At 45.8% G+C, this 26,808-nt stretch carries 20 protein-coding genes and 1 pseudogene; 8 read left to right on the top strand and 13 right to left on the bottom strand.

The features are described from left to right. Positions 1-19: 19 nt before the first annotated feature. The 7 genes from NDI34_RS14950 to NDI34_RS14920 all read right to left on the bottom strand — a co-directional run bounded on the left by NDI34_RS14950 (position 20) and on the right by NDI34_RS14920 (position 9,215). Positions 20-1,999 carry a TolC family protein gene (locus NDI34_RS14950; protein WP_348233042.1) on the bottom strand — a complete coding sequence of 660 codons (1,980 nt, stop codon included), beginning with the start codon at positions 1,997-1,999 and terminating at the stop codon, positions 20-22. Between the two features lie 108 nt (positions 2,000-2,107). Beyond that, complete coding sequence (locus tag NDI34_RS14945; RefSeq protein WP_190428460.1) at positions 2,108-3,271, bottom strand: ABC transporter permease; 1,164 nt, start codon at positions 3,269-3,271, stop codon at positions 2,108-2,110. A 121-nt stretch (positions 3,272-3,392) separates the two neighbouring features. Then, positions 3,393-4,913 (bottom strand): efflux RND transporter periplasmic adaptor subunit, encoded by a 1,521-nt coding sequence (locus tag NDI34_RS14940; RefSeq protein ID WP_348233041.1) that lies wholly within the window; start codon positions 4,911-4,913, stop codon positions 3,393-3,395. A gap of 37 nt (positions 4,914-4,950) precedes the next feature. After that, positions 4,951-7,650 carry a glucosidase gene (locus NDI34_RS14935; RefSeq protein WP_348233040.1) on the bottom strand — a complete coding sequence of 900 codons (2,700 nt, stop codon included), beginning with the start codon at positions 7,648-7,650 and terminating at the stop codon, positions 4,951-4,953. A gap of 57 nt (positions 7,651-7,707) precedes the next feature. Then, the gene (locus NDI34_RS14930; protein WP_348233039.1) at positions 7,708-8,268 is read right to left on the bottom strand and encodes a sugar O-acetyltransferase; all 561 of its coding nucleotides are present in this window, start codon (positions 8,266-8,268) and stop codon (positions 7,708-7,710) included. A 211-nt stretch (positions 8,269-8,479) separates the two neighbouring features. Further along, positions 8,480-8,845 carry a response regulator gene (locus NDI34_RS14925; protein ID WP_190410056.1) on the bottom strand — a complete coding sequence of 122 codons (366 nt, stop codon included), beginning with the start codon at positions 8,843-8,845 and terminating at the stop codon, positions 8,480-8,482. Positions 8,846-8,951: 106 nt separating this feature from the next. Further along, positions 8,952-9,215 carry a hypothetical protein gene (locus NDI34_RS14920; RefSeq protein ID WP_190410057.1) on the bottom strand — a complete coding sequence of 88 codons (264 nt, stop codon included), beginning with the start codon at positions 9,213-9,215 and terminating at the stop codon, positions 8,952-8,954. Between the two features lie 137 nt (positions 9,216-9,352). On the opposite strand from NDI34_RS14920, the gene NDI34_RS14915 reads away from it, so the two are divergent. Further along, a complete protein-coding gene (locus NDI34_RS14915; protein WP_190428456.1) occupies positions 9,353-9,526 on the top strand; it encodes a hypothetical protein in 174 nt (57 codons plus the stop codon). Between the two features lie 20 nt (positions 9,527-9,546). Here the strand turns inward: NDI34_RS14915 and NDI34_RS14910 are convergent, their stop codons facing one another. Continuing rightward, positions 9,547-9,780: a hypothetical protein gene (locus NDI34_RS14910; protein WP_190428367.1), complete on the bottom strand. Its 234-nt coding sequence runs from the start codon at positions 9,778-9,780 to the stop codon at positions 9,547-9,549. A 6-nt stretch (positions 9,781-9,786) separates the two neighbouring features. On the opposite strand from NDI34_RS14910, the gene NDI34_RS14905 reads away from it, so the two are divergent. Then, entirely contained in the window at positions 9,787-10,497 is a 711-nt protein-coding gene (locus NDI34_RS14905; RefSeq protein ID WP_348233038.1) for a gamma-glutamyl-gamma-aminobutyrate hydrolase family protein, read from the top strand. 251 nt (positions 10,498-10,748) lie between these two features. Then, positions 10,749-12,401, top strand: a complete 1,653-nt coding sequence (locus NDI34_RS14900) for a hypothetical protein (protein WP_348233037.1) — start codon at positions 10,749-10,751, stop codon at positions 12,399-12,401. A 201-nt stretch (positions 12,402-12,602) separates the two neighbouring features. Here the strand turns inward: NDI34_RS14900 and NDI34_RS14895 are convergent, their stop codons facing one another. After that, complete coding sequence (locus NDI34_RS14895; protein ID WP_348233036.1) at positions 12,603-12,989, bottom strand: nuclear transport factor 2 family protein; 387 nt, start codon at positions 12,987-12,989, stop codon at positions 12,603-12,605. Between the two features lie 39 nt (positions 12,990-13,028). Then, on the bottom strand, positions 13,029-13,403 hold the full coding sequence (locus tag NDI34_RS14890; protein WP_190410063.1) for a nuclear transport factor 2 family protein: 375 nt from the start codon (positions 13,401-13,403) through the stop codon (positions 13,029-13,031). 596 nt (positions 13,404-13,999) lie between these two features. Between NDI34_RS14890 and NDI34_RS14885 the strand changes: the two genes are divergently transcribed. Together NDI34_RS14885 and NDI34_RS14880 are read left to right on the top strand one after the other, a co-directional pair. Beyond that, positions 14,000-17,503 carry a PAS domain S-box protein gene (locus NDI34_RS14885; RefSeq protein WP_348233035.1) on the top strand — a complete coding sequence of 1,168 codons (3,504 nt, stop codon included), beginning with the start codon at positions 14,000-14,002 and terminating at the stop codon, positions 17,501-17,503. Then, complete coding sequence (locus NDI34_RS14880; protein WP_190410137.1) at positions 17,475-17,855, top strand: response regulator; 381 nt, start codon at positions 17,475-17,477, stop codon at positions 17,853-17,855. Before NDI34_RS14885 ends, NDI34_RS14880 begins: the two co-directional genes overlap by 29 nt. A gap of 177 nt (positions 17,856-18,032) precedes the next feature. On the opposite strand, the gene NDI34_RS14875 is transcribed toward NDI34_RS14880, so the two are convergent. Continuing rightward, positions 18,033-18,617, bottom strand: coding sequence for a peptidoglycan-binding domain-containing protein (locus NDI34_RS14875; RefSeq protein WP_190410065.1), 585 nt, complete (start codon positions 18,615-18,617; stop codon positions 18,033-18,035). Positions 18,618-19,309: 692 nt separating this feature from the next. Continuing rightward, positions 19,310-20,353, bottom strand: coding sequence for a M23 family metallopeptidase (locus NDI34_RS14870; RefSeq protein WP_348233034.1), 1,044 nt, complete (start codon positions 20,351-20,353; stop codon positions 19,310-19,312). Between the two features lie 929 nt (positions 20,354-21,282). Between NDI34_RS14870 and NDI34_RS14865 the strand changes: the two genes are divergently transcribed. Next, positions 21,283-21,480, top strand: a complete 198-nt coding sequence (locus tag NDI34_RS14865) for an NblA/ycf18 family protein (protein WP_190428799.1) — start codon at positions 21,283-21,285, stop codon at positions 21,478-21,480. A 126-nt stretch (positions 21,481-21,606) separates the two neighbouring features. On the opposite strand, the gene NDI34_RS14860 is transcribed toward NDI34_RS14865, so the two are convergent. Further along, positions 21,607-22,473 carry a WGxxGxxG-CTERM domain-containing protein gene (locus tag NDI34_RS14860; RefSeq protein WP_348233033.1) on the bottom strand — a complete coding sequence of 289 codons (867 nt, stop codon included), beginning with the start codon at positions 22,471-22,473 and terminating at the stop codon, positions 21,607-21,609. Between the two features lie 1,473 nt (positions 22,474-23,946). Between NDI34_RS14860 and NDI34_RS14855 the strand changes: the two are divergent. Both NDI34_RS14855 and glf read left to right on the top strand, forming a co-directional pair. Next, positions 23,947-25,179: pseudogene (locus NDI34_RS14855) on the top strand (glycosyltransferase family 1 protein); the annotation flags it as partial. 284 nt (positions 25,180-25,463) lie between these two features. Then, positions 25,464-26,696: a UDP-galactopyranose mutase gene (glf, locus tag NDI34_RS14850; RefSeq protein WP_348233032.1), complete on the top strand. Its 1,233-nt coding sequence runs from the start codon at positions 25,464-25,466 to the stop codon at positions 26,694-26,696. The last annotated feature ends 112 nt before the right edge of the window (positions 26,697-26,808 follow it).

Below are 26,808 nucleotides of genomic sequence, written 5' to 3'. Positions count from 1 at the left end.
TTTTTCCTGAGACTTAATATCATTTTCTTTCAATTGTCACCTGCCAAGTTTCCAGTGTGGTACCGACAGATTGATCGAGATTTGTCAAGGCATTGAGATAATCAATCGTTGCATCTAGTTCTCGGTTTCTTGCCTCTACTAAATTATTCTGAAAACTCACAACCTGAAAAATTGACCCTCTTCCCAATCTCAGTTTTTCTTGTTCTATTTGTAGTGTTCTCTCAGCCAATTGCCTTGCTTGCTGGGCAAGTTGCACCTGTCGAAGACTTAGATTTACATTTCTAACTCTATCTGTTACTTCAATATCGATACTTTGACGCAGACTTTCTAAAGTATTTTCTGCTTTCTGGAAGTTTACTTGACTTCGTTGATAATCTCGTTCCACAGTGAGATCGCCGAAGGTACGGGACAAGATTAACCCAGCTGTTAGTTGGGTTGTGTCATCTAAGGAATCGCCGTAACCTGCATCTAAGTCTAAGTTCCAGCGCCGGTTATTATCTGCAATTAATCTTTCAAATTTTGTTCTTTCCAGGCTGACCTGAGCTTGCAAATAATCCGGTCTGTTTTGAAAGGCAATTTGTTTTAGATTATTTAAATCTAAAGACTTCGATTGCAATACTATTTTTTCTACAGGTTCAATATTAAGAGTTTGCTCGATATCTAGAATATCTAACAAAGTTAATTTGACAGACTCCAGATTATTCCGAGCCTCTAACAAGCTGACTTCTCTATTTGCAATGTCTGTCTGGCTTTGAACAATTTCAACTGGCGCGAGTCGCCCAGCCTCAATCAAGGCTTGGTTAAATTCTAAAATTTGGCGGGCGCTTTCTAGAGAAATCTGCTCAATATTCAGTCTTTCCTGCGCTCTAAGTAAATTGCGGTAGGCTAAGATAGCTTCAGTGATGGTATTAATGAGAGTTGATTTTAAACCTTGAATATTTGCTCTTTCATCGAGTCGAGCAATTTCAATAGGAGCTTGATTAACTGCAACACCAGCACCTCGTAATAGAGGTTGCGTTAAACGTAGCTGAAGATTTGAGCCAAATAGATTGTTATCTCTATCAACATTGAAATTATTTATATTTGACGTTTGACCGTTCGTTTCCCAACCAAAACTCAGCCTACCTCCCGTAGGAACCGTGACCTCAACAGTGGCACCAACACCAAGATCGCTATTCGTGCTAGTGTTTCCACCCGAACCAAAGCGATCGAGATTAAATGATAATCTAGGCGTAAAATCAGGGACAAATCTATCTTCTGCCACTGCTAAGTCTTGTCTTTGGGCGATTCTTTCTAAATAAGCATTTTTGATATCTTTATTGTTTTGCAATACCAAGATAACAACATCAGCTAGGGTTAATTGAATCCCCCGCCCAGTTGTTACGGTTTCTTGTTGGTTGGGTTTTGGTTGCGCTTGAGCCAATAAAGCGGCTGGTTTCCTGGCTTCAGAGAACGTCTTTAAAATTGACCGAGATGCGGCAACGGGAGGCGAAGATTGGGGGCGAATACTTTTTGCCGATGGGGAGATACTAGATCCCTCCAACTCTGTTTGTAAAGGCGGGCTAGTAGTCGGAGAGGGTGGGAATTGTCTTGGCTGGGTGTTAAGCGTAAAAGTTGGACTGGTTTTAGTTGCGAGTGGGGAAAGAGAAGAAGGAGCGATCGCATTCTTTACACCAGTTCCCCCTAAAACTATTGCTTTGCCTATGTTCACCCCCGGACTTTCTGAGACTGGAGCCGTTTTGAGCTTTGCTCTATCCGTTGGCGGAACCATAATCGGGCGTGCGAGTTCCGGCGTCTGTGTCTGAGCCGCTGTCCGAGCATTAGCAGTCGTCGCTCTTACCGCCGTTGAATGAAGCTTAAGAAGGAAGGCTAACGTTAATGTCGTGCCTAAAGTTGCAGTCACAAGCAGAACCACACCCCCAAAAGAAGAGCGGATAGGGGGTAAAAACCTACCGCTAGAAACTGGAGGTTGGGCATTTGGGTTGTCGTGCTTGTGCATGATCGCGGATAGCTTTTAGCTGGTTGATTTTAGATTTTAGATTGAACAATTGTCGATTTAATCCAAAATCCAAAATTGAGTTGCTTTACGCAATGCCTGTAACTGAGGCTAAGAGTTACGCAATGCTTTCACGGGATCGAGCCGACTAGCTCTCACAGCAGGCAAAAATCCAGCGCCTACTCCTACCAAGAGTGCAGATCCTAGGGACAAAGCAGCCGTCTTGCTTTCAAATTCGTAAGGTAACTTAAAAGTTTCGGCGACAACCATCGTCAAGCCATGCACCGAGATAATAGCGGCAGTTCCCCCCAATAAACTCAGGATTGCCGCTTCCAGAATAAATTGCAGCAAGATGTCCCGCCTTTTTGCCCCAATTGCCCGCCTCAGCCCAATTTCTGGGGTACGCTCCATTACTGCTGCGATTGTGATATTGGCAATGCCGACGCCACCGATGAGTAGCGAAATGATTCCCACGGCTGTCAGCCCATTGGATGCCATTTCCAAGGTTTGCTGCTGCGCCAAGATTTCGTCTACGTTGTTCCAGGCATAAACCTCTTTGCCTGGGAAGCGCTGCTCCATCAGTTGCTTGGCTTTGTCTGCCAAATCTTCTAAGTCTTCTATTTTGTAAGGGCGTATCTTGAAGGAGCCAAGGTCGCGGCTACCCGTCAGGGCGTAGTAAAACGACATCGGTATCAATACCTCACCTTCAGGTTCCCCAAAAGATGGGGTAACGGTTGGCACGACCCCGACAACGACGTAGGGTCTTGAATTGGCATAAATGGTTTCTCCAACAGCTTTCTGACCTTTAAAAAGTTTGTCTACTAAAAATTGATCGAGCACCACGACAGGGCGATAGTTTTCAAAATCGGCAGGAGTGAAGAAGCGCCCCGCTACCAATTGCTTTCCCGACGTGAGCAGAAAGTCTTGAGTAACAGACCTCATATTAGGTTGGGCTTCTTCATCCTGAAATAAGGTTTGAGGATTCGGATAGAACCCACTAGAGGCACTGATTGCCCGCACGCCCTCTAGCCGCTGTCGCAAGTATTCCATGTCTTCTGACCGGAGTTCCCCATTCATGTAGACAGAGACTTGAGGGGCGTCTCTCTCAGCGAGTTGCTTGGCAATTACCGCTCGACTGATGCTGCCCACTTGAAGCGTGGCGCTGACTGCTGCTACACCCATAAAAACGCCCAAAGTGGTAAGGGTTGAACGCACAGGGTTACTGCGTAGCGAGTTACAGGTGAGTGCGAGGAGGTCGAAGGGGGAGAGGCTCATATCAACTTAAAAATTAGGAATTACCAATTACTTCTCATGTTTCTTTTTTCTGTTTCCCAGGCTGAGCATGAGAGCAAGGATATTGATTACCAATTACCGATTACCAATTACCAATTACCAATCACTTTTCATCTTTCTTTTCTAATTTCTCTTGAACAATAACCGGCGTTCCTGGCTCTAGGGAAGCATCAGGCGGCGGCAGCACCACTGAGTCCCCCGGTTGCAAACCTGAAGTCACTTCTACGGTTGTTAATCCCTCTAGCCCCAAAGATACGTCCCGTTTTTGCGCCTTGCCTTGATCTCGTACCCAGACAAAGGGTTTAGAACCAGAGCGCTGTATGGCTTCCGTATTCAAAACCACGACGTTCTGGCGCTGCTGCAAAATGATTTCGACGCTGACTTGGCTGCTAGGAATTAATCTGCGGGTGGGTTGGTCAAGCTTGACAGTTGCAGGCACCGTGGCTTGTCCGGATTGGCTTTCCTGCTCGCTGCTGCTAGAAGTGCTAGCGATCGCTTGGGGATACAAGCTTTGCACTCGTCCGGTAAATTTCTTCGCATCGGGACCAATCACACTAATGCGGACACGTTGATTGCTCTTCACTTTGGCAGCATTCAGCGTGGAAAGATTGAGTTTCACCAACTCTTGTGTCGGATCGCCTAAAGTCAGCAGGTCATTCCCAATGTTGACGCCATTCCCATTCTTAACCATGATGTTGAGAACTTTCCCTTGAATGGGTGCAGTGACGATGTTGTTTTGGAGTTGCTGCTGAAGATTTTTGATTTCCAGCACCTTTATCTGGATGTCCCGACTGGTGGTAGCGACTTCTAATTGTGCCTGCCGCAGTTCAGTTTGTGCAGTCGCCACCTTGTCTAAGATTTCTTGCTGGTCAGTTTGACGCTGCTGCTGAAGGTTCTGGAGTTCTAAGTTACTTGTACTCGCTTCTAACTGAGCATCTCGTAAAGCAGACTGGGCATCGCGGACTTGTTCTTGCTGATTCTGGAGTTCGTTGGCTGGAATGAAGCCTTTGTCAGCGAGGACTTGCAGCTGCTTGAGTTCCTGTTGGGCAGCCGTTAGCTTTTCCTGAGCTTCGGCAATCTTCTGCTGATTGCGTTTGATGCTAAGTTCCTGTTTCCGAATTGCCGCCTGCTGATTGACACGATTTTGGAGTTCTCTTCGGGCAGTTGTTAGCCTTTCCTGGGCTTCTACAACTTTCTGGCGACTGCGTGCCAAAGTGAGTTCCTGTTTAGTAATCTCCAACTGCTGGGCGTCGAGGCTTGTTTCTTGCTTGGTGTCGCGCAGAACGATGAGTTTTTGACCGGATTGAACGCGATCGCCAAGTTGTACTAACACCCGTTCCACAGCGCTTTCCGCTGGGGATTTGAGGGTTTGCTGACCGCCTAATTCAACCACGCCACTTTCATTGATCGTGTTCTCAACGGTGCCTCGCTCTACTTTTACCAAACGCACCGCCACCGGATCGCTGGAGCGATTTAGCAGCAACCCATAAACTAGCCAACCTCCTACGCTTGCTACTGCTAGACCTGCTGACCAAGCTAACCATTTGACTCCAGCCTTGAATTCCGGTTTACCCAGGTTCCCAATTCCCAACACTTTGCCCGTCCAGTTTGCAGTGGTAAGCAAAAATTACACTGCTACTGATAATAGTTCACCGTTCCGTCTATTTTTGAGCAGGTTTGGAAGCTTGATTTTGTCCGCCGTATTCGCCGCATTGCTGAATGAGTTTAGCGACTACACCTGTCCAGCCAGTTTGATGACTAGCGCCCAGTCCTGCGCCATTATCGCCATGAAAATATTCGTAGAACAGAATTAAATCGCGCCAATGGGGATTATTTTGAAAGTTTTCCGAGTCGCCATAAACCGGACGTTTACCTGATTCATCCTGAAGGAAAATTCGGGTTAGCCTTTGCGACAATTCTGTGGCGACTTCCCAGAGATTCATCATTTGACCAGAACCTGTGGGACATTCGACTTGGAAATCATCACCCAGGTAGTAATGAAATTTTTGAAGCGCTTCAATAATTAAATAATTAATCGGAAACCAAATAGGCCCGCGCCAGTTGGAATTCCCCCCAAATAAGCCGCTCCTGGATTCTGCGGGTTCGTAATCTACCCGGTATTCTTCTCCATTTACCTTAAAAATGTATGGATTACTCGCATGAAATTTTGAAACGGAGCGAATCCCATAGAGACTTAAGAATTCGTTTTCATCAAGCATCTTTCCTAAGATCCGCCGGAGTTTATCTCGATAAGCGATCGCAAGTAATCTTCTAGCACCAACCCCTGGCGTTTCCATACACGCAACATTTTGCTTCAGGTTAGGGCGATTTTGAATAAACCATTGCATTCGTTGTTGAAAACCTGGAAGTTTCTCCAACATTTCTGGTTCAATCGTGGCAACTGCTAATAGGGGAATCAGCCCAACCATTGAACGCACTTTTAGGGGCAAATAGCGACCATCGTGTAAATGCAGCATATCGTAGTAAAAGCCATCAGCTTCATCCCACAGAGATGTCTCCGCATCGCCCATACAGTTCATCGCATCAGCGATATAAAGGAAGTGTTCAAAAAATTTGCTAGCGATATCTTCGTAAGCGGAATTTTCTTGCGCTAACTCTAGCGCGATCGCTAGCATATTTAGACAGTACATTCCCATCCAACTTGTACCATCAGACTGTTCTAGGTTTCCGCCTGTAGGAAGTTCTACATTTCTGTCAAAGACACCAATGTTATCCATTCCTAAGAAACCTCCCTGAAATACATTTTTCCCTCCGATATCTTTGCGGTTCACCCACCAGGTAAAATTGAGTAGTAATTTTTGAAACACGCGCTCTAAAAACTTCTTATCAGCGCGACCATACATTTTTTGTTCAATCTTGTAAATGCGGAATGTTGCCCAAGCATGAACCGGCGGATTACCATCGCTGAAATCCCATTCATAGGCTGGTAATTGACCATTGGGATGCATATACCATTCCCGCGTCAATCTATCGAGTTGCCGCTTTGCAAAATCCGGATCGATTGTTGCTAAGGGAATGACATGAAAGGCTAAATCCCAGGCTGCAAACCAAGGATATTCCCACTTGTCCGGCATGGAAATAATGTCATCATTGAAAAGATGAATCCACTCAGAATTTCTAATGCTTTGGCGCGACTTGGGTGACGGATGAATCGGATCGCCTTTTAACCATTCCTCTACAACATAGTAATAATATTGCTTATTCCATAACATTCCCGCGAAAGCTTGTCGTTGCACATTTCGCCTGTCTTCCGTTAGCGAACAGGGAGAAGTAACTTTTTCGTAAAATTCATCAGCTTCTCGTTTGCGATTTTGGAAAGCTGTGTCAAAATCCGCACCAAATGGTTCTGCAAAGTCAGGTGAATCAGTTAGTCGTAGTCGAATCACCTTGGTTTCGCCCGCAGCAATTCTTAATCTATAATTTGCAGCAAATTTAGTTCCTGTTTGGTTAGGATTTACAGCATCTTTTTGACCGCTGACAATATAATTATTAATTCCATCTTTTACGTAGGGCGAGGGATTATTTACCCCAAACAATCTTTCCTGATTTGTTTCATTTTCTGTAAACAACAGTAGAGGCGGCGTTTCCGCACCCTGATTCCCCTCACAATAAAGCCAGCGTTCGCCTAGCGTTGCTTCAGTAGCTTCTAAAATACTTAGATTCTCGTCACTTTTGAGCTTTTTGATTTTGGGCTTCTCTTCAGAATTATTCCAAGACCAGGTATTACGAAACCAGAGAGTCGGGAGAAGATGCAGCGTTTTCTCTTCAGTTCCTCGGTTGATAGCACTAATTTGAATTAAAATATCCTCTGGTGAAGCTTTGGCATACTCAACAAAAATATCGAAATAGGCATCAGAATCAAAAACTCCAGTATCAAGTAATTCAAATTCTCGCTCTTGATAACCTCTACACTTATTTTCTTCAACGAGTTGAGTATAAGGGAATGCTTGTTGTGGATATTTATAAAGACATTTCATGTAAGAATGAGTGGGAGTATTGTCAAGATAAAAGTAATATTCCTTGACATCCTCGCCATGATTTCCTTCCTTCCCAGTTAAGCCAAAAAGCCTTTCTTTAAGGATCGGATCTTCTCCATTCCAAAGCGCGATCGCAAAACAAAGCCGCTGATGATTATCCGAAATCCCGGCAATCCCATCTTCTCCCCAGCGATAAGCGCGAGAACGAGCCTGATCGTGAGTAAAATAGTCCCAAGCCGAGCCATCAGGACTATAATCTTCTCTCACCGTTCCCCACTGTCGTTCGCTCAAATAAGACCCCCATCGCCGCCAATGAGCTTTGCGATCGCGGTCTTCTTGTAATCTAGTTTCTTCTGGAGTCATCCTACTGTTAAATGATTAAAAATTTTCTAATGAATTCTAATTAAACTCAACAAAAATTTAAGTTGCTGGTCGAATAATGCGACAGGGATTTCCAGCAGCCACAACATTTTCAGGAATATCTTTAACAACAACACTGCCAGCTCCAATCGTGGTGTTGTCGCCAATTGTTACCCCTGGACAAATGATAGTGCCGCCTCCAATCCAGACATTATTGCCAATTTTAATCGGTGTAGCGAGTTCTAGACCCGTTTGCCGAATTGCAGGATCGGTCGGATGATAGGCGGTGTAAATTTGCACGTAGGGACCAAACAAAACATTGTCACCGATATGAACGGTATTGCAGTCTAGAATTACGCATCCATAATTCATGTACAACCCGTTGCCAGCGTAAATATTGCTACCGTAGTCACAGTGAAATGGCGGTACAATTTGAACCGTTGAGCCTACCTGAGCGAACAAGTCGTTGAGAATTTGCGATCGCAACTCTAGCTCTTCCTCAGTCGTAGCGTTGTACATTCTTAACAGACGAGACGCTCGTTTGCTTGCAGCAGCGAGTTCCGGATCAGATGCTAGATATAGCTCGCCTGCCAGCATCTTCTGTTTTTCCGTTTTTTCCACGGCGTTGCTTCCTGCACTCTCTCTACAAGTATGCGTTGAAAGTCTACAGGCGTGATGAGAAAGCAATGAGAAATAGCCGCTTGTTCATGCCAAACTTTCCTCATTTACTGGCATCTGCCTAAAGACAAAAAAAGAGAGGCTCCGCCTCCCCCTTTAGTCGTAAATTTAAATACACATTCCCAAGCACCTGCTTAAGAATAAGAAAGTCGGATTATTTTCTCATATGAGTAGCGATCGCTTCTAGAAGTGAAGCAGTTGTAAACGGTTTAGCAAGATAACCGTTTGCACCTAAGAGTTGCCCTTGGTGAAAGAAGTTTTCAGTAGTATCAGCCGTGAGAAAGATGAAGGGAATTGGAGCTGTAACCGGATCGGAACGAAGCGCCCTGAGAACTTCGTACCCATCAAGTTCTGGCATTCTCACATCACATAAAATCAAATCGGGACGCAATTCTTTTGCCAATTGCACTCCGATGCTGCCATTTTCAGCACCAATGGCAATAAATTCTCCTTCAATCAGGATGTCTAGGATGCTCTCACGGATGACTTCTTCATCTTCAATCACCAACACTTTTGTCATCAGTTCCTATCTAGCCATTCAATGACGCTTTGACAACAAAAGGGGTATTCAGCAATTCCATTGCTCAACTGGCTTGTATCAGTTTTATAATGCGACTCTCTAAAAACTATCTTATTTCTGAGGGTCGATCTCCACCAATCGAGAGTGCCTTCTTGCTCTGTTTCAACTGTTTCCAGAGACGCTTCACTTGTTCATATGCCTGTTCGGGAGCAAGCTTGCCTCCGGTCTCTAGAGCAGAAATGTAGCCAACTTTATGAGCAAACTCTTGCAAATTGGCATTAAAAGCGAGTTGTTCGGGCGTAAATGAGCCGTAATAGCGGCTTTGAGGGTAAAGAAAGCTGTTTTTGCTCGCTTGGTCAGGATTAATCATGGCTATCTTTTTATGACATTGAGTCTTAATTTCAAAATCTCTTGTAGATGTTACCTTAACCTAAATTTAACCTAATTTGATTACCCCCTAGGGAATATTCACAAATATCAACTTTCCTGAATTACTAAACAGCAGCGATGATGTTCTGGCTTGGCTTCACCGATGCAGAGTTTACGGCACGTTGCACCCAACAAAGGCGATCTAAAGGCGATCGCGTCTCCCTCGAAAATTCAGCTACTTTCTCCTTGCCTCCATACGCTGTTGAAATTCCCAAGACAGCACAGCAAACTGTATTGCCTGCGACACGCTAAATCTGCAAAAACAGTCATGCTTAAGGGGAACTCAGCCTAAGAATGCAAAGACGGCGATCGCTCGTTTGATGTTGCGGTAGATTTCGCAATTGGCTACCTTGCACAGACAGCGATCGCTCTTTATTGCCGGAAGCTACTTTCAGGATGGAGACTGAAAGCAATAGGAGAGATTTTGCGATTCCCCGCATCAGGGATAAAATCTCGCAATGTTGAGGTTGCGGAGCCAGAGCGATCGCCCGATCAACTGCTAACATCAGAAAATGAAATCTAAGCCGCCACTCATTGGAATTACTACCGCTGGTCAGATGGATACGCGCCTGTTTAGCATCAGAGGCGACTATGTAGAGGCAGTGCGCTTAGCGGGTGGCTTACCGATGTTGCTGCCCCCAGGAGAACCCGATCCCGCAGCCATCTTAGAAAGAATTGATGGATTGATCTTTTCTGGCGGGGGTGATATTGACCCCGCGATTTACAACGACTCATCCCATCCCACAGTTTATAACGTCGATCGTCAGCGCGATACCTTTGAGCTAGCTTTAGCCAAGCTGGTTTTAGAGACAGATATCCCAATCTTAGGGATTTGTCGTGGCTTGGAAATTTTGGTAGTCGCAACAGGTGGCAATTTGGTGCAGCATCTGCCGGATGAATTTGGTGACGCGATCGCGCACCGCACCCATCAGTCTCGCTTCTGCGAACATCATGTGCAAATTGACCCTGATAGTCGCCTAGCAGCGATGATTGGCATTACAGAGTCGGAGATAGTCTCGTGGCATCATCAAGCGGTGCGGACAGTACCACCAGGGTGGAGGGTTACGGCACGCGCTTCTGATGGCGTAATTGAAGCGATGGAACACGAACAGCATCCTTGGGCGATCGCACTTCAGTGGCATCCAGAACTCGCTCTCCAAGATCCCTATCAGCAACGCATCTTTCAGGCGTTAGTCGAGACAGCACGTAAGCGCACAATTTAATTTTCAAGGAATCGAGGTGTTCTCGACTACAAGGCACGGACACATCTCGAAAAGGCTGAAACGGGAAAAAAATCTGTTTTGTAGACCTTTAATAAACGTTAGCGAAAGTGTTATTTAAATAAGCTTTTTTCGCACCCTTACTTATCGGGAAATCCAAAAACGAAGATTGTATCTATCTCTATCGTGTTCATCTGTGTTTAGACGTGATTTCCCTATTAAATGAGTTTTCCAAAAAGAGAGAAAACCTCTCGATGAAGCGTTTCGTGGCAATTTTCGGTATTGTTGGAATTCTCAATGCCTGTGCAGCTCAAACTCCTCAATCTCCTCAGGCAATTGAGCAAGTAACTAATTCTACTAAATCAACGGCTTCAAACCCAAAAACGACTTCGCAAACTGACAAAGGTTCCCGTGTAACCAATTCTGCTATTTCAGCAACTAAATTGCCAAAACTGGTTTCCGATAAAGATGAATCGCCTTCTCGGAAATTTGATTTTCACATCCGCAACATTGTGACTGCTGGCGATACTGTAAGGTTTCAATCGCGCAAGTATGATTTTGTCTTTGATAAAAATAGTAGCGATTTTTCCGTGCAACCAGGAAGTCTCCCCAAAAATTTTGTTTCTCAGCCAGAGAAGCATCAAAAAGCACTGGGAGGAGAGTTAAATCTGCCTTCTCGTTACGAAACGATTGAACATAAAGGCAAGACTTATCAATATCGGGTAAGTCGTGAAGGGAATTCAGAAACTCCAGATTGCCAAAAAGAAGCAAAAGTCGTAATTACGCTAATTACGCCCGAAAATAAGCAACCAAAAACTCAAACCCTATACACAGGCGGTTGTCTGAGCTTTCCTTACATTACCGCCGCTAAAATTGTAGGCGATCGCTTGTGGTGGTCGCTTGCCTTTCCGCAAGGAGAAGGGTATACCGGCAAAACAACTCTCGTTGGTTATCAGCCGCAGCAGCAGAAATGGACAGTTATTCATCCACAAGGGATGGATAGACAAGAGATTCTGGATTTCGAGATTTCAAGAACTCGCGATCGCCCAACATTCTGGATGGCAACAAAAATTAGTGGAGAAGGCAACAACTATTCACCAGGAATGGGATTAGTCGCGTACCGTCCCAACTCTTCTGACCTGCAATCTGGTTCTGTGACTTCGTACCGCGTAGACAACAGTCCGCTCATCGGTACAATTCCCGATAAGCTATTGCTGGAATCAGATCGGCTTTGGGTTGGTACAGGCAACGGGATCTGCCAGTTGCAATTGTCAGTTCCCGATAATCCTGATTGGAAATGCTGGCGATTTGTCATCACCGCACAACTGCCGACCGAGAAAGTACCTCTCTACAGCGCATTGTTGAACGAGACCCCTGCTACTACTCTCGATACGACTGCGGGAAAAACCGTTGAAGTTCTCTGGTGGTTGCCTACAGACTATACCAGTAACGATCAACCTCTGCCGCGCCGGAAAGGTCGTTACGAAGTCAGATATGAAACAGGTTTCACAGTGACGCTGGATGGGCAGGGGGCAACTTCTTGGTCTGAAATTTTTGGATCATCGGAAAAGCCGCCGGTGTGGTTTTCTCCTGTCTCCTGGCCTGGTAATGACTGGCATTGGGACGGTTCGCGCTTTGTCCGAGGATTTGATGAAGTGTGTGAGTGTCACTCTGGGGGAGGTCCTAGAGGCATTGGTTCTATAGAGCGCAATCCTAGCGGTGGCATTAACCTTAATGCTATGCGAGGCGATTTGGAGTTAGTGAATTTGTCGAAGAATCCTACTAGCGTCAAATATTATTCCGGCTGGGTTGACGATGCTCTTATTAATCCTTACCCAACTGTGGTGCCACAACCTTCAAAAAATGCTCAACCCAATCCCCTAGAATCTATCGCGAAGCAACTCTAGTCCAGCATTCTGTAAGGTACAACAGAAACTTTAGGAGACGTTGTTATCCACTTCGGAAATTGAGGAACGAAAATCACTAATTAGATGGAGCGAATTATTTGTAGTTCCTCATTCTATCTCTATGTCAACATTAAGTTTCGTTCCTCAAACGCCACGTCACAAGAGTTGGGAAGCCTCCGTTTTCAGGTGGCTTCCCAACCTTTAACGCATTAAAGGACTCCCGTGGTGATGGACTAAATACCACGTTTGTGCCATTCGCTCAAAAATATTCGTTGCCATCGACTGGGCTTTAACTCTTCTGCCACCGCTGACTTGAAACACATTTTCGACAAGTACAACGTAGGCAATATTATCTCGAATCTCTGTAGTAACAATCTCTGTTTCTATTTCAATGTAACTGGTGTTTTTAAATATCTGTTCCCAGGAAGAGCGAATTTCCTTGCCGCCTTTCAGTGCTTTCCGTCCGGGGTGTATACAAAGAGTCCCTGTTCCTTGCGAACAGATTGCACTCATGGCTTCGATATCTTTTTTCTCGAAGGCTCGATAGAAAGCCTGATTTGCGGCTAATACCTCTTGCTCATCGCTCATAGTTTCCTCACCTCATTTAAATTTTGACAGAATTAATTATCATGTTCTTAACTTAGGTGTTTCAGTATCAAAATATTCACGCCAGCGAGTAATCCAACCCTCTTTGAAACTAATAACAATAACATCATCGGCTTTGTTACGACGACCAGTTGAATTTTCAGTATCTTCGTAATACCACTCAACGACTGCGCGATCGCCATCAACGATAACCTGCTGAATCTCAATTCTTACATCTGAATACTGCTGAGCAAAATGAGCGACTTCTTGCCGAATTCTCTCTTGCCCCTGCCATCGTTGACCCGGTACGATGATTTCACCGTTGGGCGTAAACAATGCCGCTAGAGCCTCGCCGTCACGCGCAATCCAAGCGTCTCTAGCTTGCGCGATCGCTATCCGAATGTCTTCTGGATTCATAGGCTGATTGGCAAACGCACCTTTGCTAAAATCTGTAGTTAATAATATAAGAATTAGTTCCACCTATATAAACCATTTTAAAGAAAAAAGATATATTGATAAAATAATAAAGGCTATCGTAATTAAATTTAATTTTTGAAATGTTTTTTTAACGAATCGCAGAGGTCGCAGAGAAAATAAACACTGATAAAGTTTATAGGTTTGGCTAGGAAAGCTATGCATCCCTCTACCAGCAGAATGAGTTGATAGCAATTTTACTGATTAGAAGGTCAGCTCCCCGACTTCCCTAAGAAGTCGGGGAGCTGAACCTCTACCTCATAACTTAAATCTGATTGCTATACTATTTTAGATTGTAAAAAACTTACGATTCTCCTTGTCTCTACCAATTGGTAGCTTCATGAAATCAAACATGGTAACGGTCAAACAAAATGGGATTACCAGCGAGGGGAATGGAGGTTATTAAAGCCTCTTCTGAGAGTATCTTATCGCCCTGCCAGAAAATTTACTTTAAGGTAGACTCAAGCTGCTAAGGAAAGAAGCTTGATACTGGAATTTTTAAACGTCTTTTTTACTTCAAGGGTAAGGAAAGAAGCTGGATGCTGGAATTTTTAAACGTCTTTTTTAGTTCAGGAGGGTTTATCGCTCACGGTCATTGCTACCTATGGAAGCCTGGTTTGGTGTGGCTTCATATCGTGTCCGATTCTCTGATTGCCCTTGCTTATTATTCGATCCCAGTGACGCTGTTCTACTTTGTCCGAAAGCGTGAGGATCTCCCATTTGACTGGATTTTTCTACTATTTGGCTCATTTATCATCGCGTGTGGTACCACCCATGTCATGGAGATTTGGACGCTTTGGCATCCTACCTATTGGCTGTCTGGGTTCGTCAAAGCAATTACCGCTTTAGTTTCGGTGTACACGGCTGCGTCTCTGGTGCCCTTGGTTCCTCAAGCGCTTGCTCTCCCAAGCCCCGCAGTGTTGGAAGCAACGAACCGAGAACTGGAAAACCAAATCGCCTACCGCTTGCATATAGAGGAGGCGCTGCAAGCAAGCGAAGAACGATTTCGGAGTGCTTTTGACTATGCGGCGGTGGGAATGGCGCTGGTGGCGACAGATGGACGCTGGCTGGAAGTTAATCGTTCTTTATGCGAGATCGTTGGCTATTCGGAGCAAGAATTATTGGCTAGGAACTTCCAAGCGATTACGCATCCAGACGATTTAGAAACCAATCTGGAATATATGCACCAAATGCTGGCTGGCAAGATTCAGCATTACAACGTGGAGAAGCGATACCTCCACAAACAGGGACACATTGTATGGATTTTCTTGAGTGGATCGCTGGTGCATAATGCCAAGGGTGAACCGTTGTTTACTGCTCAGATTCAAGACATCACGCAGCGCAAGTTGGCAGAGGAGGAGAGAAAGGCATCGCAAGCGCGACTGGCTGGGATTTTAGATATTGCTGAGGATGCAATTATTTCCGTAAACGAAACTCAACAAATTACCTTATTTAACCAAGGGGCGGAAAAAATATTTGGCTATACCGCCAATGAGGTAATTGGTCAGTCCCTGGATTGGCTGTTGCCAAAGCGGGCTGCGATCGCTCACCGTCAGCATATTCGCAATTTTGACACTTCTGTGGGTACCGCCCGGAAGATGGGAGAGCGCAACGAGGTTTTTGGACAGCGTAAAAATGGTGTGGAGTTTCCAGCGGAAGCTTCCATTTCTAAGCTGGAATTAGCTGGGGAAAAAATATTTACCGTAATTTTACGAGACATCACCGAACGCAAGCGGGGGGAGGAAGCTTTATCCCAACTAGCCTCGATTGTTGAGTCCTCAGAGGATGCAATCGTGGGCAAAACACTAGATGGAATCATTACCAGCTGGAACTCTGGGGCTGAACGAATCTATGGCTATACCGCCCAAGAAGTCAAGGGACAGCCAATCTCGATTCTGTTGACACCCGACCGCTTCAATGAGATGCCGTCAATTTTGGCAAGAATCAAGCAGGGAGAACGCATCCCCCCTTATGAAACCGTGCGCCTTAAAAAAGACGGTAGCCAAATTGATGTTGCCATTACAATTTCTCCAATTAAGAATCGGGTGGGTCAGGTGACGGGTGCCTCAGCGATCGCTCGTGACATTAGCGATCGCCGCGCCATAGAACGCCTCAAAGATGAGTTTGTCTCTATCGTCAGTCACGAACTGCGGACGCCCCTAACCTCGATTCGCGGTGCCCTCGGCTTGCTGGCAGGGGGTCTGCTGACTGCTAAACCGGAAAAGGCTCAACGGATGCTGGAGATTGCCGTCTCGAATACCGACCGCTTAGTGCGCCTGATTAACGACATCCTCGATATTGAGCGCATCGAGTCGGGTCAGGTGGCGATGGAGAATCAGATTTGCGATGCGGCAACTCTAATGCTTCAGGCATCAGAGGTGATGCGGGCAATGGCTGACAAAGCTGGAGTCACCCTATCCGTGTCTCCCCTATCCGCCCAACTGTACGCCGATCCTGACCGGATCATCCAGACCCTGACGAACCTACTCAGCAATGCCATCAAATTCTCGCCTCCTAGCAGCAGCGTCTATCTCAGCGCCGAAATTCAGCAGACCAGGGAGCCGCTTGTAGAGACGCGATTTCCCGCTTCTGGAGCCGGGGAGGGTGGAACAGGGAAAGAATTTACCCCCTCACTTCCTCAACCTCTCACCCTCACAGTATTGTTCAAAGTGAAAGACCAGGGACGAGGGATTCCCGCACAGAAGCTGGAAAGCATCTTTGACCGATTCCAACAAGTTGATGCCTCTGACTCGCGCGATAAAGGTGGCACAGGACTGGGGTTAGCAATCTGTCGCAGCATTGTGCAACAGCATGGAGGTCGTATCTGGGTCGAAAGTACGCTGAATGAAGGCAGTACCTTTTTCTTTACACTGCCCCTTTTGAGTGGTGAGACACGAATGCTGAATGCTGAGGATGAACGGGAGAATCTGCCTCCGGGAGATGTGACGACAGCCCAAGCCGAATACTCCCCTGTGGATACTCAGGACAGTGCCGTGCCCTTACCTTCGGATGCTGAGAATGCACTAGGTACGCCTCTCGTGCTGGTGTGCGATGATGAGCCTGCGGTCTGTGCTGTAGTCCAAACTTTATTAGAACAGCGCGGCTACCAAGTCAAGACGGCTTTCTCAGGTCAAGAAGCGGTAGAATTGGCGCTACAGGAGCAACCTGCGGTGATTCTGCTCGACCTGATTATGCCCGGTATGAACGGCTGGCAAACAATGGCGGTTTTGAAACAGCGACCCGATACAAGGGAAATTCCCATCGTCATTTTCAGCGTTTTATCCCCAGAGCAGAGTAATCTCCTCAAATCTTCTTTAGAGAATCAGACCTTAAGTAGCCTGCTAGATGGAAACCTTCTGCAAACCGATCTGAGTCAGTTGCAGCCGTCTGAACCTTCAGATGCGATCGCTTCCAATGCAATTGCAATGGAAAATGCAGCCAGTTCTAATATTGACAGCGCGGATTCTACAATCAACGACATTCCGCCTCAGGTATTGCTTCCACCAAACTCAGATGATGACAAGCCGCGCCCTCCTGATTTTACCGGCTGGGTTCGCAAACCCTTAAATGAAGCATCCTTATTTCAAGCGCTGGAGCAGTCGTTGCAACAGGCAAAGATTGCTAGAGTTTTGCTGGTGGAAGACGACCTGGATCTGGCGCGGGTACTGATTGCTCGGTTTGAGCGCCACGGTTTGGAAACGATTCACGCGAAGAACGGACGCGAGGCAATTCAAAAATTAGCAAATATCAATCCCGATCTGCTAGTGCTGGATATCGTACTGCCGGAGTACGATGGTTTTGCTGTAGTAGACTGGCTGCGTCAGTGCAATCGCCTGCGCCAAATTCCAATCGTGGTATATTCTGCTAAGGATTTGAACAACGCCGAAAGAGAGCGGCTGCGGCTAGAACAAACCGAGTTTCTAACTAAAGGTCGGATTACTCCAGAACAATTTGAAGGGCGCATCATTGCCTTGCTGAATCGGATGGTTCCCAACAGGAAGGAAAACTGCAATGGTGACAACGAAGCGCATCCTGGTAATTGATGATGAAGAGGATATTCGGGAAGTGGCTCAGCTAAGCTTAGAAATGGTCGCCAGCTGGGACGTTATGACAGCGAGTTCCGGAAGGGAAGGGCTTGCCAAGGCTGAAGTTGAACCACTTGACGCCATCCTTCTAGATGTGATGATGCCCGACTGGGACGGTACAACGACTTTTCAACAGCTGCAAGCCAATCCAGTAACCCAGCACATCCCCGTGCTGTTGTTGACGGCTAAAATGCAGGCTGCTGACCAACGCCGTTTTGCTCAACTAGGAGTAAAGGCAGTAATTGCGAAACCTTTCGACCCGATGACTCTGGCAGATCAAGTTGCGAAGTCTTTAGGATGGGATATTTAACTGAGTTTTGCTACCAATCGACTGCAAACTCACCCCATCCCAAATTTGAGTGAAACCCAAAAGAATAGGGCGCAGTTGTGCGCCCTATTCTTGTTAAACAGTAAAATCAATTCGATGAAATGAGGTTAACTCAGCTCGTTCTAGGATAGATAGACCAGCTTCTTAGCTAAATCTTCTCTATACTCCCAGCGCTCTGCGAGTTTGCGGTCCCACTACTCCATCTGCACGTAAGCCATTTCTCGACTGAAAATTCCGGACTGCTCTTTGAGTCACCGAACCATAATATCCAGTCGGTGAAACCCCTAAAGCAGATTGAACTTGTCGAACAGCAGAACCTCTAGAGCCTAGGCGGAGAAAGGAACCGCCAACACCAGAACCAGGATTAGAACCAGAACCTGGTCTCGTGCTGATATAGTTAGCAGCAACATAACGGCCCGTAGAAAGCTTTGCATACCCGTTGCGATAAGCCACAACTGGTGCAAGTGCAGCTCCATTACGGACGCAGCTATGCACTCCGTAACGTGTGCTGGGACCGTAGCGAGCATTGAGACAACTGCCGTTTGTATTTACAAAATACTGTGCTGCGTTAGCTGGTTGGATCTCGCTGAGACCTCCGAACAAGAAAGCTACACCAAGTAAACCCAGCCAAGCTGAACTCGGTGGTTGCTTCCAGTTCAGCGAAAAGTCACGCAGAGTATACTCGATACCAGCTTCTGCCTCTTCATAGGTATTAGAAACATGAATGTAAGCAAGAGTTTCCATGATTTTTCTCCGTATGGTTGAGAAACACTTTGTGATGCTTCAGGATGGCTGCTGAGTTTTTCGGAAACATTTTTCGGAAACTCAGGTGATTTTTTATGAATTGTTGAGTTTCAGCCACATTAGAGGAACCTAATGTGCAATTTACTTTCTAAATGAGACGTTCAACTGTAGCCGTTCCAAGACATACAGACAATTCAGCAATACACAAATAATGTGAACTGACAGATGGCAATTCAATCAACGAGTCAAGTTCCAGAAATATCTGGTCTATTCCCGCTTTAGAATAAATCGTTTGCTCAGTTGTCCGATCGCTGTTTTCCCGCACTGACGCACCTTCAGAAAAGTTGCATCGATGCGAGATGGTAATGCTCGTGTCGGTCAGAACGCTTTGTCTATCTGGTTAATCAATACTGTAAGGCTTTAACTCCTCACAATAGTCAAACAATAAGGTAGACATTATCGCAATCTTAAAATCTTAATTTTTTATTCAGAAAAAAAGTGAAGAAAAATAAGTTTTATTAAGAAGAAGTAAAGAAAAGGCGATCGCTTTGTCACCTCCCTTGGAAAATCAGGGTAGAAAGAGCGATCGCCCATAGAGAACCTGATAGTCTATCTAGAGAAGAAATCGGGTAGCACTTTCTCTTAGCACGTTCTTTGAAGATTCGTAACCATCAGTCGTCAAACCAAACCTTTTAGAACCGTGAAATCTTCAAAGAACCGTTAAAAGGCTCAGAACGGAGCTGACGACCATTTCGCCAAACTTCTACTCCGCGTGGACTAATAAAATAAGAATAACTGCCGTTATCCGCTTGATACCGATCCTGCCCAACACGCCAAGCCGCAAGCTGCATCGAAGCGCTCGGTTGTTGCTTTAATTGCCCCATATAAAACAATTGACCATTTTCCCGACAAACTTTCACCAGAGAGCTTGCCGTCTCACCTTCAATCAAGGGGTTGCCGCATTGATTGAAAGTCGCAGCAACAGCATAAGTCGCTGGTGCCGGAGTCACTGCAATCGGTTGCAGTGGTTTGGGTGCGATCGCGCGCGGTACTCGAAGAGAGTTCCCTTGCTGACGACCCCCAGAATAAACATTTAGATTCGGGTAAAGTGTGGTGTTGCCTCTCGTGTCCGCGTTGTTGCGTACAGTCTGAGAAACCACTGGAGGCAGATCAATCGGTTTAGGCGCAGCGGTTGCTCTTTGCGGCGGTGGAATCCTGCCTGCGACTAAAGAGGGCAATCCGGCAGCCGGATCAACCGCTAGACGACCATCAGGATGATACTCAAAGTGGAGATGAGGGCCTGTACTATTCCCTGTCGAACCCATCTCAGCAATTACTTGACCCTGAGTAACTTGTTGACCTTTACTCACCAAAAGACGACTATTGTGACCATACACCGTGTGGCTTCCATCAGGATGCTGGATTTCTATTACGTTGCCTAATCCCCATCCCGAATCATCACGACCAGCTTTGATGACTGTACCCGATGCGGCAGCAACAATCGGAGTTCCAGTGCTATTAGCAATATCAATTCCTTCGTGATAAGTATTAAAGCCTTGAGTGAGATTCCCTTGAGTGGGCCATATTAAGCCAGAAGCAAGGGAGGGATGACCTTGAGTAGCGGAATAGTCTTTTGCTTGACTCAAGAGGCAGAAACTTGGCCCTAGCATGGTGGCGCATGAGATAACGCCAATTAAGCCATATTTACGGAATTGAGAAATAGCGAGTTGTTTCATTAGATCAGAGCCTGGAAGAAGAAGGGTCTAGGAAGCCTTTTTGTTATCTGTTGGCTTCAGCTTTGAGCTAGCTATATCAGGACAATCGCTATGTAGATTAGGGATACCCGTTTAAGGGGGACAGTAGAACCCCCTCCTCTTATCTTCAGAGGCAAACCTGCATCTCCCAATCCCTCCCGGCGATGGTGAGGGGCGCTCGGTTTGATAACCTACGCTGCTAGCGAGTCACTAAACCTGGCTGACAAGTAGTTATATTTTGTGCTGTTCGCTTGGAGTTGAGCTTTCGGACAGGTCTATAGATGAAGGAGCTTGTTATTTAGTTTAAGTGGATATTTTCTATTAGAAGGGTTGCTTAGAAGTATGTTCCTTGTTTGGGGATAGATCCAAAAATGGTCAGAATCACTAATAAATGGCTTAATTTAAGCAAATTTGCTTTAATTCAGAAATTAACGATTTTTATTTGAAGCAAATACGGCAGAATAACCTAACCTTCTAGCCTTCCTTCCCTGAGATGCCTATCCTTTACCCATCACTGCGGAAAGAGAGTTTATTTTTCTTGTGTCCTGTAAAAAAGTTCAGATAGATCCGATAGTGACAAAGGACTCTCTCAATCTGACACGCAAGCAGATGGGTATTATCCAACTTTAGTCTGCTCGTGCTGCCCTTCACTCTCCGACAGCTCAAACAGCCTGAGTGCAAAGAAGTGTTAGATATTTGGCTAATCCTTATTGAATAAATCTATCGGATTATTTCTTAAGGAAATTAAAGTTACATCGGGTGGAAGAGGAAGCTGCAAACTTGAAAATGATATTTTGTAATTGTCAGGCAACAAAAGAAGTTTAAATAAACTGGTTCATTTAGCTTCATTTTCAGACACATATCAATTACTTAACTTTAGTTTTTGGCCTAGTTGGGCACAGGAGAATATTATGGAACGCCCCATTGAATTGTCTTTAGAGCAAGAATTTAGCCTAATTTCTTTTGCAGATCAAGTGCAGCATATGTCTCGCGAGCAAGCTCAACAATTTTTGGTTCAGCTACATAAGCAAATGATAATTCGAGACAATATCTATCAGAACCTGCTGAAGCATCAATGGGGGCTGGATTCAATTCTGGGATCTGTGTAAAGCTTGAAAGCGATCGCCTAAACTTTCCTAAACTTTGAAAAATTACATATATATGAGTAAAGCCCTGGTTTACAGCCAGGGCTTTGTTGTTAGCTTTGGTTTTTAAAGACTTGGTTTAACGCTGGTTTAACGCTGACGTGCAGTTTCATGGTTCTGCTTGCGGAACAGATTAGCTAGACCGATTAGACCCAGCAAGCCTAACCAGCCCCAACTGGAGTTGCGATCGCCTCTTGCAGACTGAACTCCTTGGTAAGAAGTGGTGTCTGTAGTAGCGCCGTTGGGAGTTGTGCTACCGGGAACCGTAGTTGTGTCTGAAGTAGTGCCTCCAGGCGTCGTAGTCGTGGCGTCAGGAGCCGCGGTAGTCCCTGTTGCACCCCCAGGCGTTGTGACTGTGCCGTAAGGAGCAGTAGAAGTCCCTGAAGTAGTGCCACCTGCACCCGTGGTACCGGAAGTAGCACCTGCACCCGTGGTACCAGAAGTTGCGCCACCTGCTCCTGTGGTTCCGGCAGTTCCGCCACCGATGCCAGTAGTACCAGAAGTTGCACCGCCTGTGCCTGTGGTTCCGGCAGTTCCGCCACCGATGCCAGTGGTACCGGAAGTTGCTCCACCCGCGCCCGTTGTCCCGGCAGTTCCGCCACCGATGCCAGTAGTACCAGCAGTTCCGCCACCGATGCCAGTGGTACCGGAAGTTGCTCCACCCGCGCCCGTTGTCCCGACAGTTCCGCCACCGCCTGCACCTGTAGTACCAGCAGTTCCGCCACCGATGCCAGTGGTACCAGAAGTTGCACCGCCTGCGCCTGTGGTACCGGCAGTTGCACCGCCTGCACCCGTCGTACCAGAAGTTGCGCCACCTGCACCCGTACCAGTACCGGAAGCTGAACCACCAGCACCACCGCCTGTTTGGGCAACAGAAGGCAGAGTTAAGGGTAGAGCCGCTACAGTGAGGGCAAAGGTACTTGCAAAAAGAACTTTGGACAAATTAGAAGGTTTCATCGTAGTGGTTTTTCTTATTCTCTAGAACTCTGCGATTTGTTATTATTCAAAAACAGTCTTGTTAACTTCATGGGCAGCTAAATTACGAAGACTGGATATACTTCCCGCTCATGAAGTCCCGATCTAGGACGATCGTGGTTTAGAATACGGGTCTGGAATTACCAGAGCGTTTTGCTATTCTCCTCAGATGCGATCGCTCTTAGGAAGAATAACTGCCATCAGTTCTCTTTACTTCTACCAGAGGAACAGACCCACCTCTCCCTGAAGGATTGACTTTACTTTAAGCCAGTGTGTGCTTAAGAATACAAACAGTTCTATGGGGAGCTATGCTATGCTATGCTTCTCTCGATAGCACAGCAGATAAGCTTAGTGATTAGTTGAGACTGTGTCATCGAGGGGAAAATATTTTCCCTTCGTGATTAACTTTCCTTGGCTATTTTCCCCTTTCATCCATCTGCTTTACAGTTTCTCTGAGCAAGCGATCGCTCAACGCTCAGTTTGTAAAACAGAGTCAAGATTCATCACTCCCTTTGGGAGGTTCGCCAAATTCTCCTAGAGAAGTTACTATCTACTGTTCAGTAACTTTGCAGAAGGCCTTTCGAGGCAATTCCTCGAAGTATACTCCACGCTCAATAAAAATTATTAATATATTATTAAGGTTTTTATTTAAAGCCTAAATAATATATTTTCTTTAGTAGCTTTAGCTATTAAAATACTTACGAAAAACTTTTGCACACCTTTTGTATTTGCTACTAAAGGTGATACATAAAGCATAAATTATATAAATTTAGTGCTGTATTTTTTTAGGATACAAGCATTTAATTCACCTTTATTCAATCCATTTAGAGCGATCGCTAAGCGCACAGCTTCGGCGAATATAACTCTTATTGAATAACCTAAAACGCAAGCACCTAAAATGATAAACCGGCGTAAAACAAATTACGTGAGATTACGTGCGCTCGTTACTGAAGCTACTACAGCCATCGAATAGGGATGCAATAATGCTGCTACTTGGAAGCATTGTCTTCTAAGTCCTGCAACCCACCCGCATCTCTTGTTTACTCCCATTAAAAGTCACTATACTTAGGCATTTTGTATTATTTAGCACAAACTAATTTAACATTAAATTTATTCTTTAGGAAGAAGTCGCGTCATTCCTCTGGTAGAAGCTAGAACTCAACAATAGCTATTATTTTTTTAGCAGTGGCAGCAAATTCCTTCTCCAGGCAGAAGCGGATGGTAATAAAACCCGATAAATTAAGCAGAAGTGCGAAGTCAATAAAACTGCTTTAGAGTCGCAAAAAGGGTAAACAAGGCAGGAAAACATCATTTCTAGCTGCTTTTTGTAGTTATAGCTAGGAATTAATTTTAAGTGTTCTTTTCACTTCAAGGCTTTCCACTTTGTTCTTCTTTGTGTGTAGGTAGGCGATTCTGAAAGCTTAAATCCAATCTACGAAATATCTGAGGCTATTTATGTCCCAGCCCAAAAATTTGATAAAGAATAGTGTGAGTAATGGTGGGGCATGGGAGATACAGTTCTCCATAAAAGATGCACTTGAGTCTCCCTCAGCGAGTGCATTTCCAACATTACAGTCGGATGGTTCTGATTCCTTGTCAAATACACCGGCGCTCATTTGTTTGTCGCATTTGCGTTGGGATTTTGTCTACCAACGACCGCAACATCTCTTGAGCCGCTGTGCAAAGCAGCGAAGAGTATTCTTCATTGAAGAACCGATTTTCAGTTCCGATCCATCTTGGCGGCTGGATGTTAGCCTCCGCGAGAGTGGTGTCTCGGTGGTGGTGCCTTACTTGAGCGAAGGAATGAGTGAGGAAGAAATCATTGCTGCTCAAAAGGGGATGCTCGATGATTTGTTAGCACAAGCGCAGATCCGCGAGTATATCCTGTGGTATTACACACCGATGGCAATCGCGATCGCAGACCACTTAGATCCTTTAGTCGTTGTCTACGACTGTATGGATGAGCTATCTGCATTTAAGGGAGCGCCACCCGTGATGATTGAGCGCGAAGCCGAACTCTTTAAACGTGCAGATTTGGTATTTACAGGCGGACAGAGCCTTTACGAAGCCAAGCGCAACCAGCACCCGAATGCCCACGCCTTCCCCAGTAGCATCGAGAGAGCGCACTTTGCACAAGCAAAAACTCTGACAGAGGAACCAGCAGATCAAAAAAATATTCCCCACCCGCGTCTGGGATTCTATGGGGTAATTGATGAGCGCATGGATCTGGAACTGCTGAGTGGCATGGCCCAAGCGCGACCTGACTGGCATCTGGTTATCATTGGCCCAGTCGTCAAAATAGACCCCAAAGAGCTGCCCCAACATCCCAATCTTCACTATCTGGGTGGGAAGTCTTATCAAGAATTGCCTGCATATCTTGCTGGGTGGGATGTAGCGTTGTTGCCTTTTGCTCGTAACGAGTCAACCCGCTTTATTAGCCCTACCAAAACTCCAGAATACCTCGCCGCTGGGAAGCCAGTTGTATCTACCTCGATCCGGGATGTCGTTCGTCCTTACGGAGAGATGGGTTTAGTGCAGATTGCAGATACCGTCGCAGATTTCGTCGCCGCAGCCGAAGCAGCAATCGAGCAAAATTACGATCGCTCGGCATGGCTGAGTCAGGTGGATGCTTTCTTAGCGCAGAATTCATGGGATTCCACTTGGGCGCGGATGATGCAACTGATTGAGGGTGTAATGAACGACACGAGTGTATCTCAAGAATTGCGCGATCGCGTTGCCAAAACTTCAGCGTCTCAAATGGACGAGCGTGCAGGAGTTACCTCGGTTAACAAACCTCAACAAACATCCTGAGCTAGTCCGCTCAAAGCGAATCAAGACTGGTTTTTGGTTTATTTTCTGACTTTTCAGTTTTTCAATTTTTACTTTCTACCCAAGGGTAGCCGTTTCATTTTTCCCTTACTCCCGTAAGGGTTTCACCGCCATATTTCTATTAAATAAGCGAGGCTTTTAGAATGTTCGATTATCTTATTGTGGGTGCAGGGTTCGCTGGAAGTGTCCTTGCAGAGCGGCTGGCGACTCAGTCGGGCAAGAAGGTTCTAGTGGTTGACAAGCGATCGCACATTGGCGGCAATGCTTACGATCATTACGATGATGCGGGCGTTCTGGTACACAAATACGGCCCTCACATCTTTCATACCAACTCCCGCGAAGTCTTTGAGTACCTTTCCAAATTCACCGAATGGCGCTCTTACGAACACCGCGTTTTGGCGAGTGTAGACGGTCAACTGGTACCCATGCCCATCAACCTCGACACCGTTAATAAACTTTACGGACTCAGTCTCACCTCCTTTCAACTCGAAGAATTTTTCGCCTCGGTTGCTGAGAAAAAAGAACAGATCCGTACCAGCGAAGATGTAGTTGTCAGCAAAGTAGGGCGGGAATTGTACGAAAAATTCTTCCGGAACTACACGCGCAAACAATGGGGAATCGATCCCTCGGATCTCGATAAGTCAGTCACCTCACGGGTGCCTACCCGCACCAATCGAGACGATCGATATTTCACCGATAGCTATCAAGCGATGCCATTGCACGGCTATACCCGAATGTTCGAGAAGATGTTGTCTCATCCGAACATCAAAATCATGCTGAACACCGATTATCGGGAAATTCAGAAAGTCATTCCGTACCGGGAAATGATTTACAGCGGGCCTGTTGATGCTTACTTCGATTACCGCTATGGAAAGCTTCCCTACCGTTCCCTTGAATTCAAGCATGAAACGCACAACAAGCCTGTGCATCAATCAGCGCCAGTCGTAAACTACCCCAATGAGCATTTATACACGCGCATCACTGAGTTCAAGTATCTGACCGGACAAGAACACAGTAAAACTAGCATCGTTTACGAGTATCCCCAGGCAGAGGGAGATCCTTACTACCCAGTACCACGCCCAGAAAATGCCGAACTCTACAAGAAATACAAGGCATTGGCTGATGCAACGCCGGGGGTACATTTTGTCGGACGCTTGGCGACCTACAAGTATTACAACATGGATCAATGCGTGGCTCAGGCGCTCACGGTTCACAAACAGATTGGCACGAAACAAGAACCAATCACTTTAGAACCTGTGGAAGCGAGAAGCAACTACACCCAGAATGTTTCTCTCAGTGAAATCGTTGAACAACGCCCGCAGACAGAAGTTGCAACTACAAACGGAAACGGTCAAGGAAAAGCCGTTAGTCATTAGTCAGTAGTCAACAGTCATTAGTCATTAGGGATTTGCTAATGACTAATGCTTGCTTGAATCATTTTTACTGCCATGAACGATGAATAAAACATCGGAAACAATAGCCATGAGT

The organism is Trichocoleus sp. DQ-U1, from assembly GCF_039961925.1.
Taxonomy (GTDB): Bacteria; Cyanobacteriota; Cyanobacteriia; order Cyanobacteriales; family FACHB-T130; genus FACHB-T130.
Note: the sequence above shows the minus strand (reverse complement) of the source record. Positions and strands in the feature narration are given on the sequence as shown.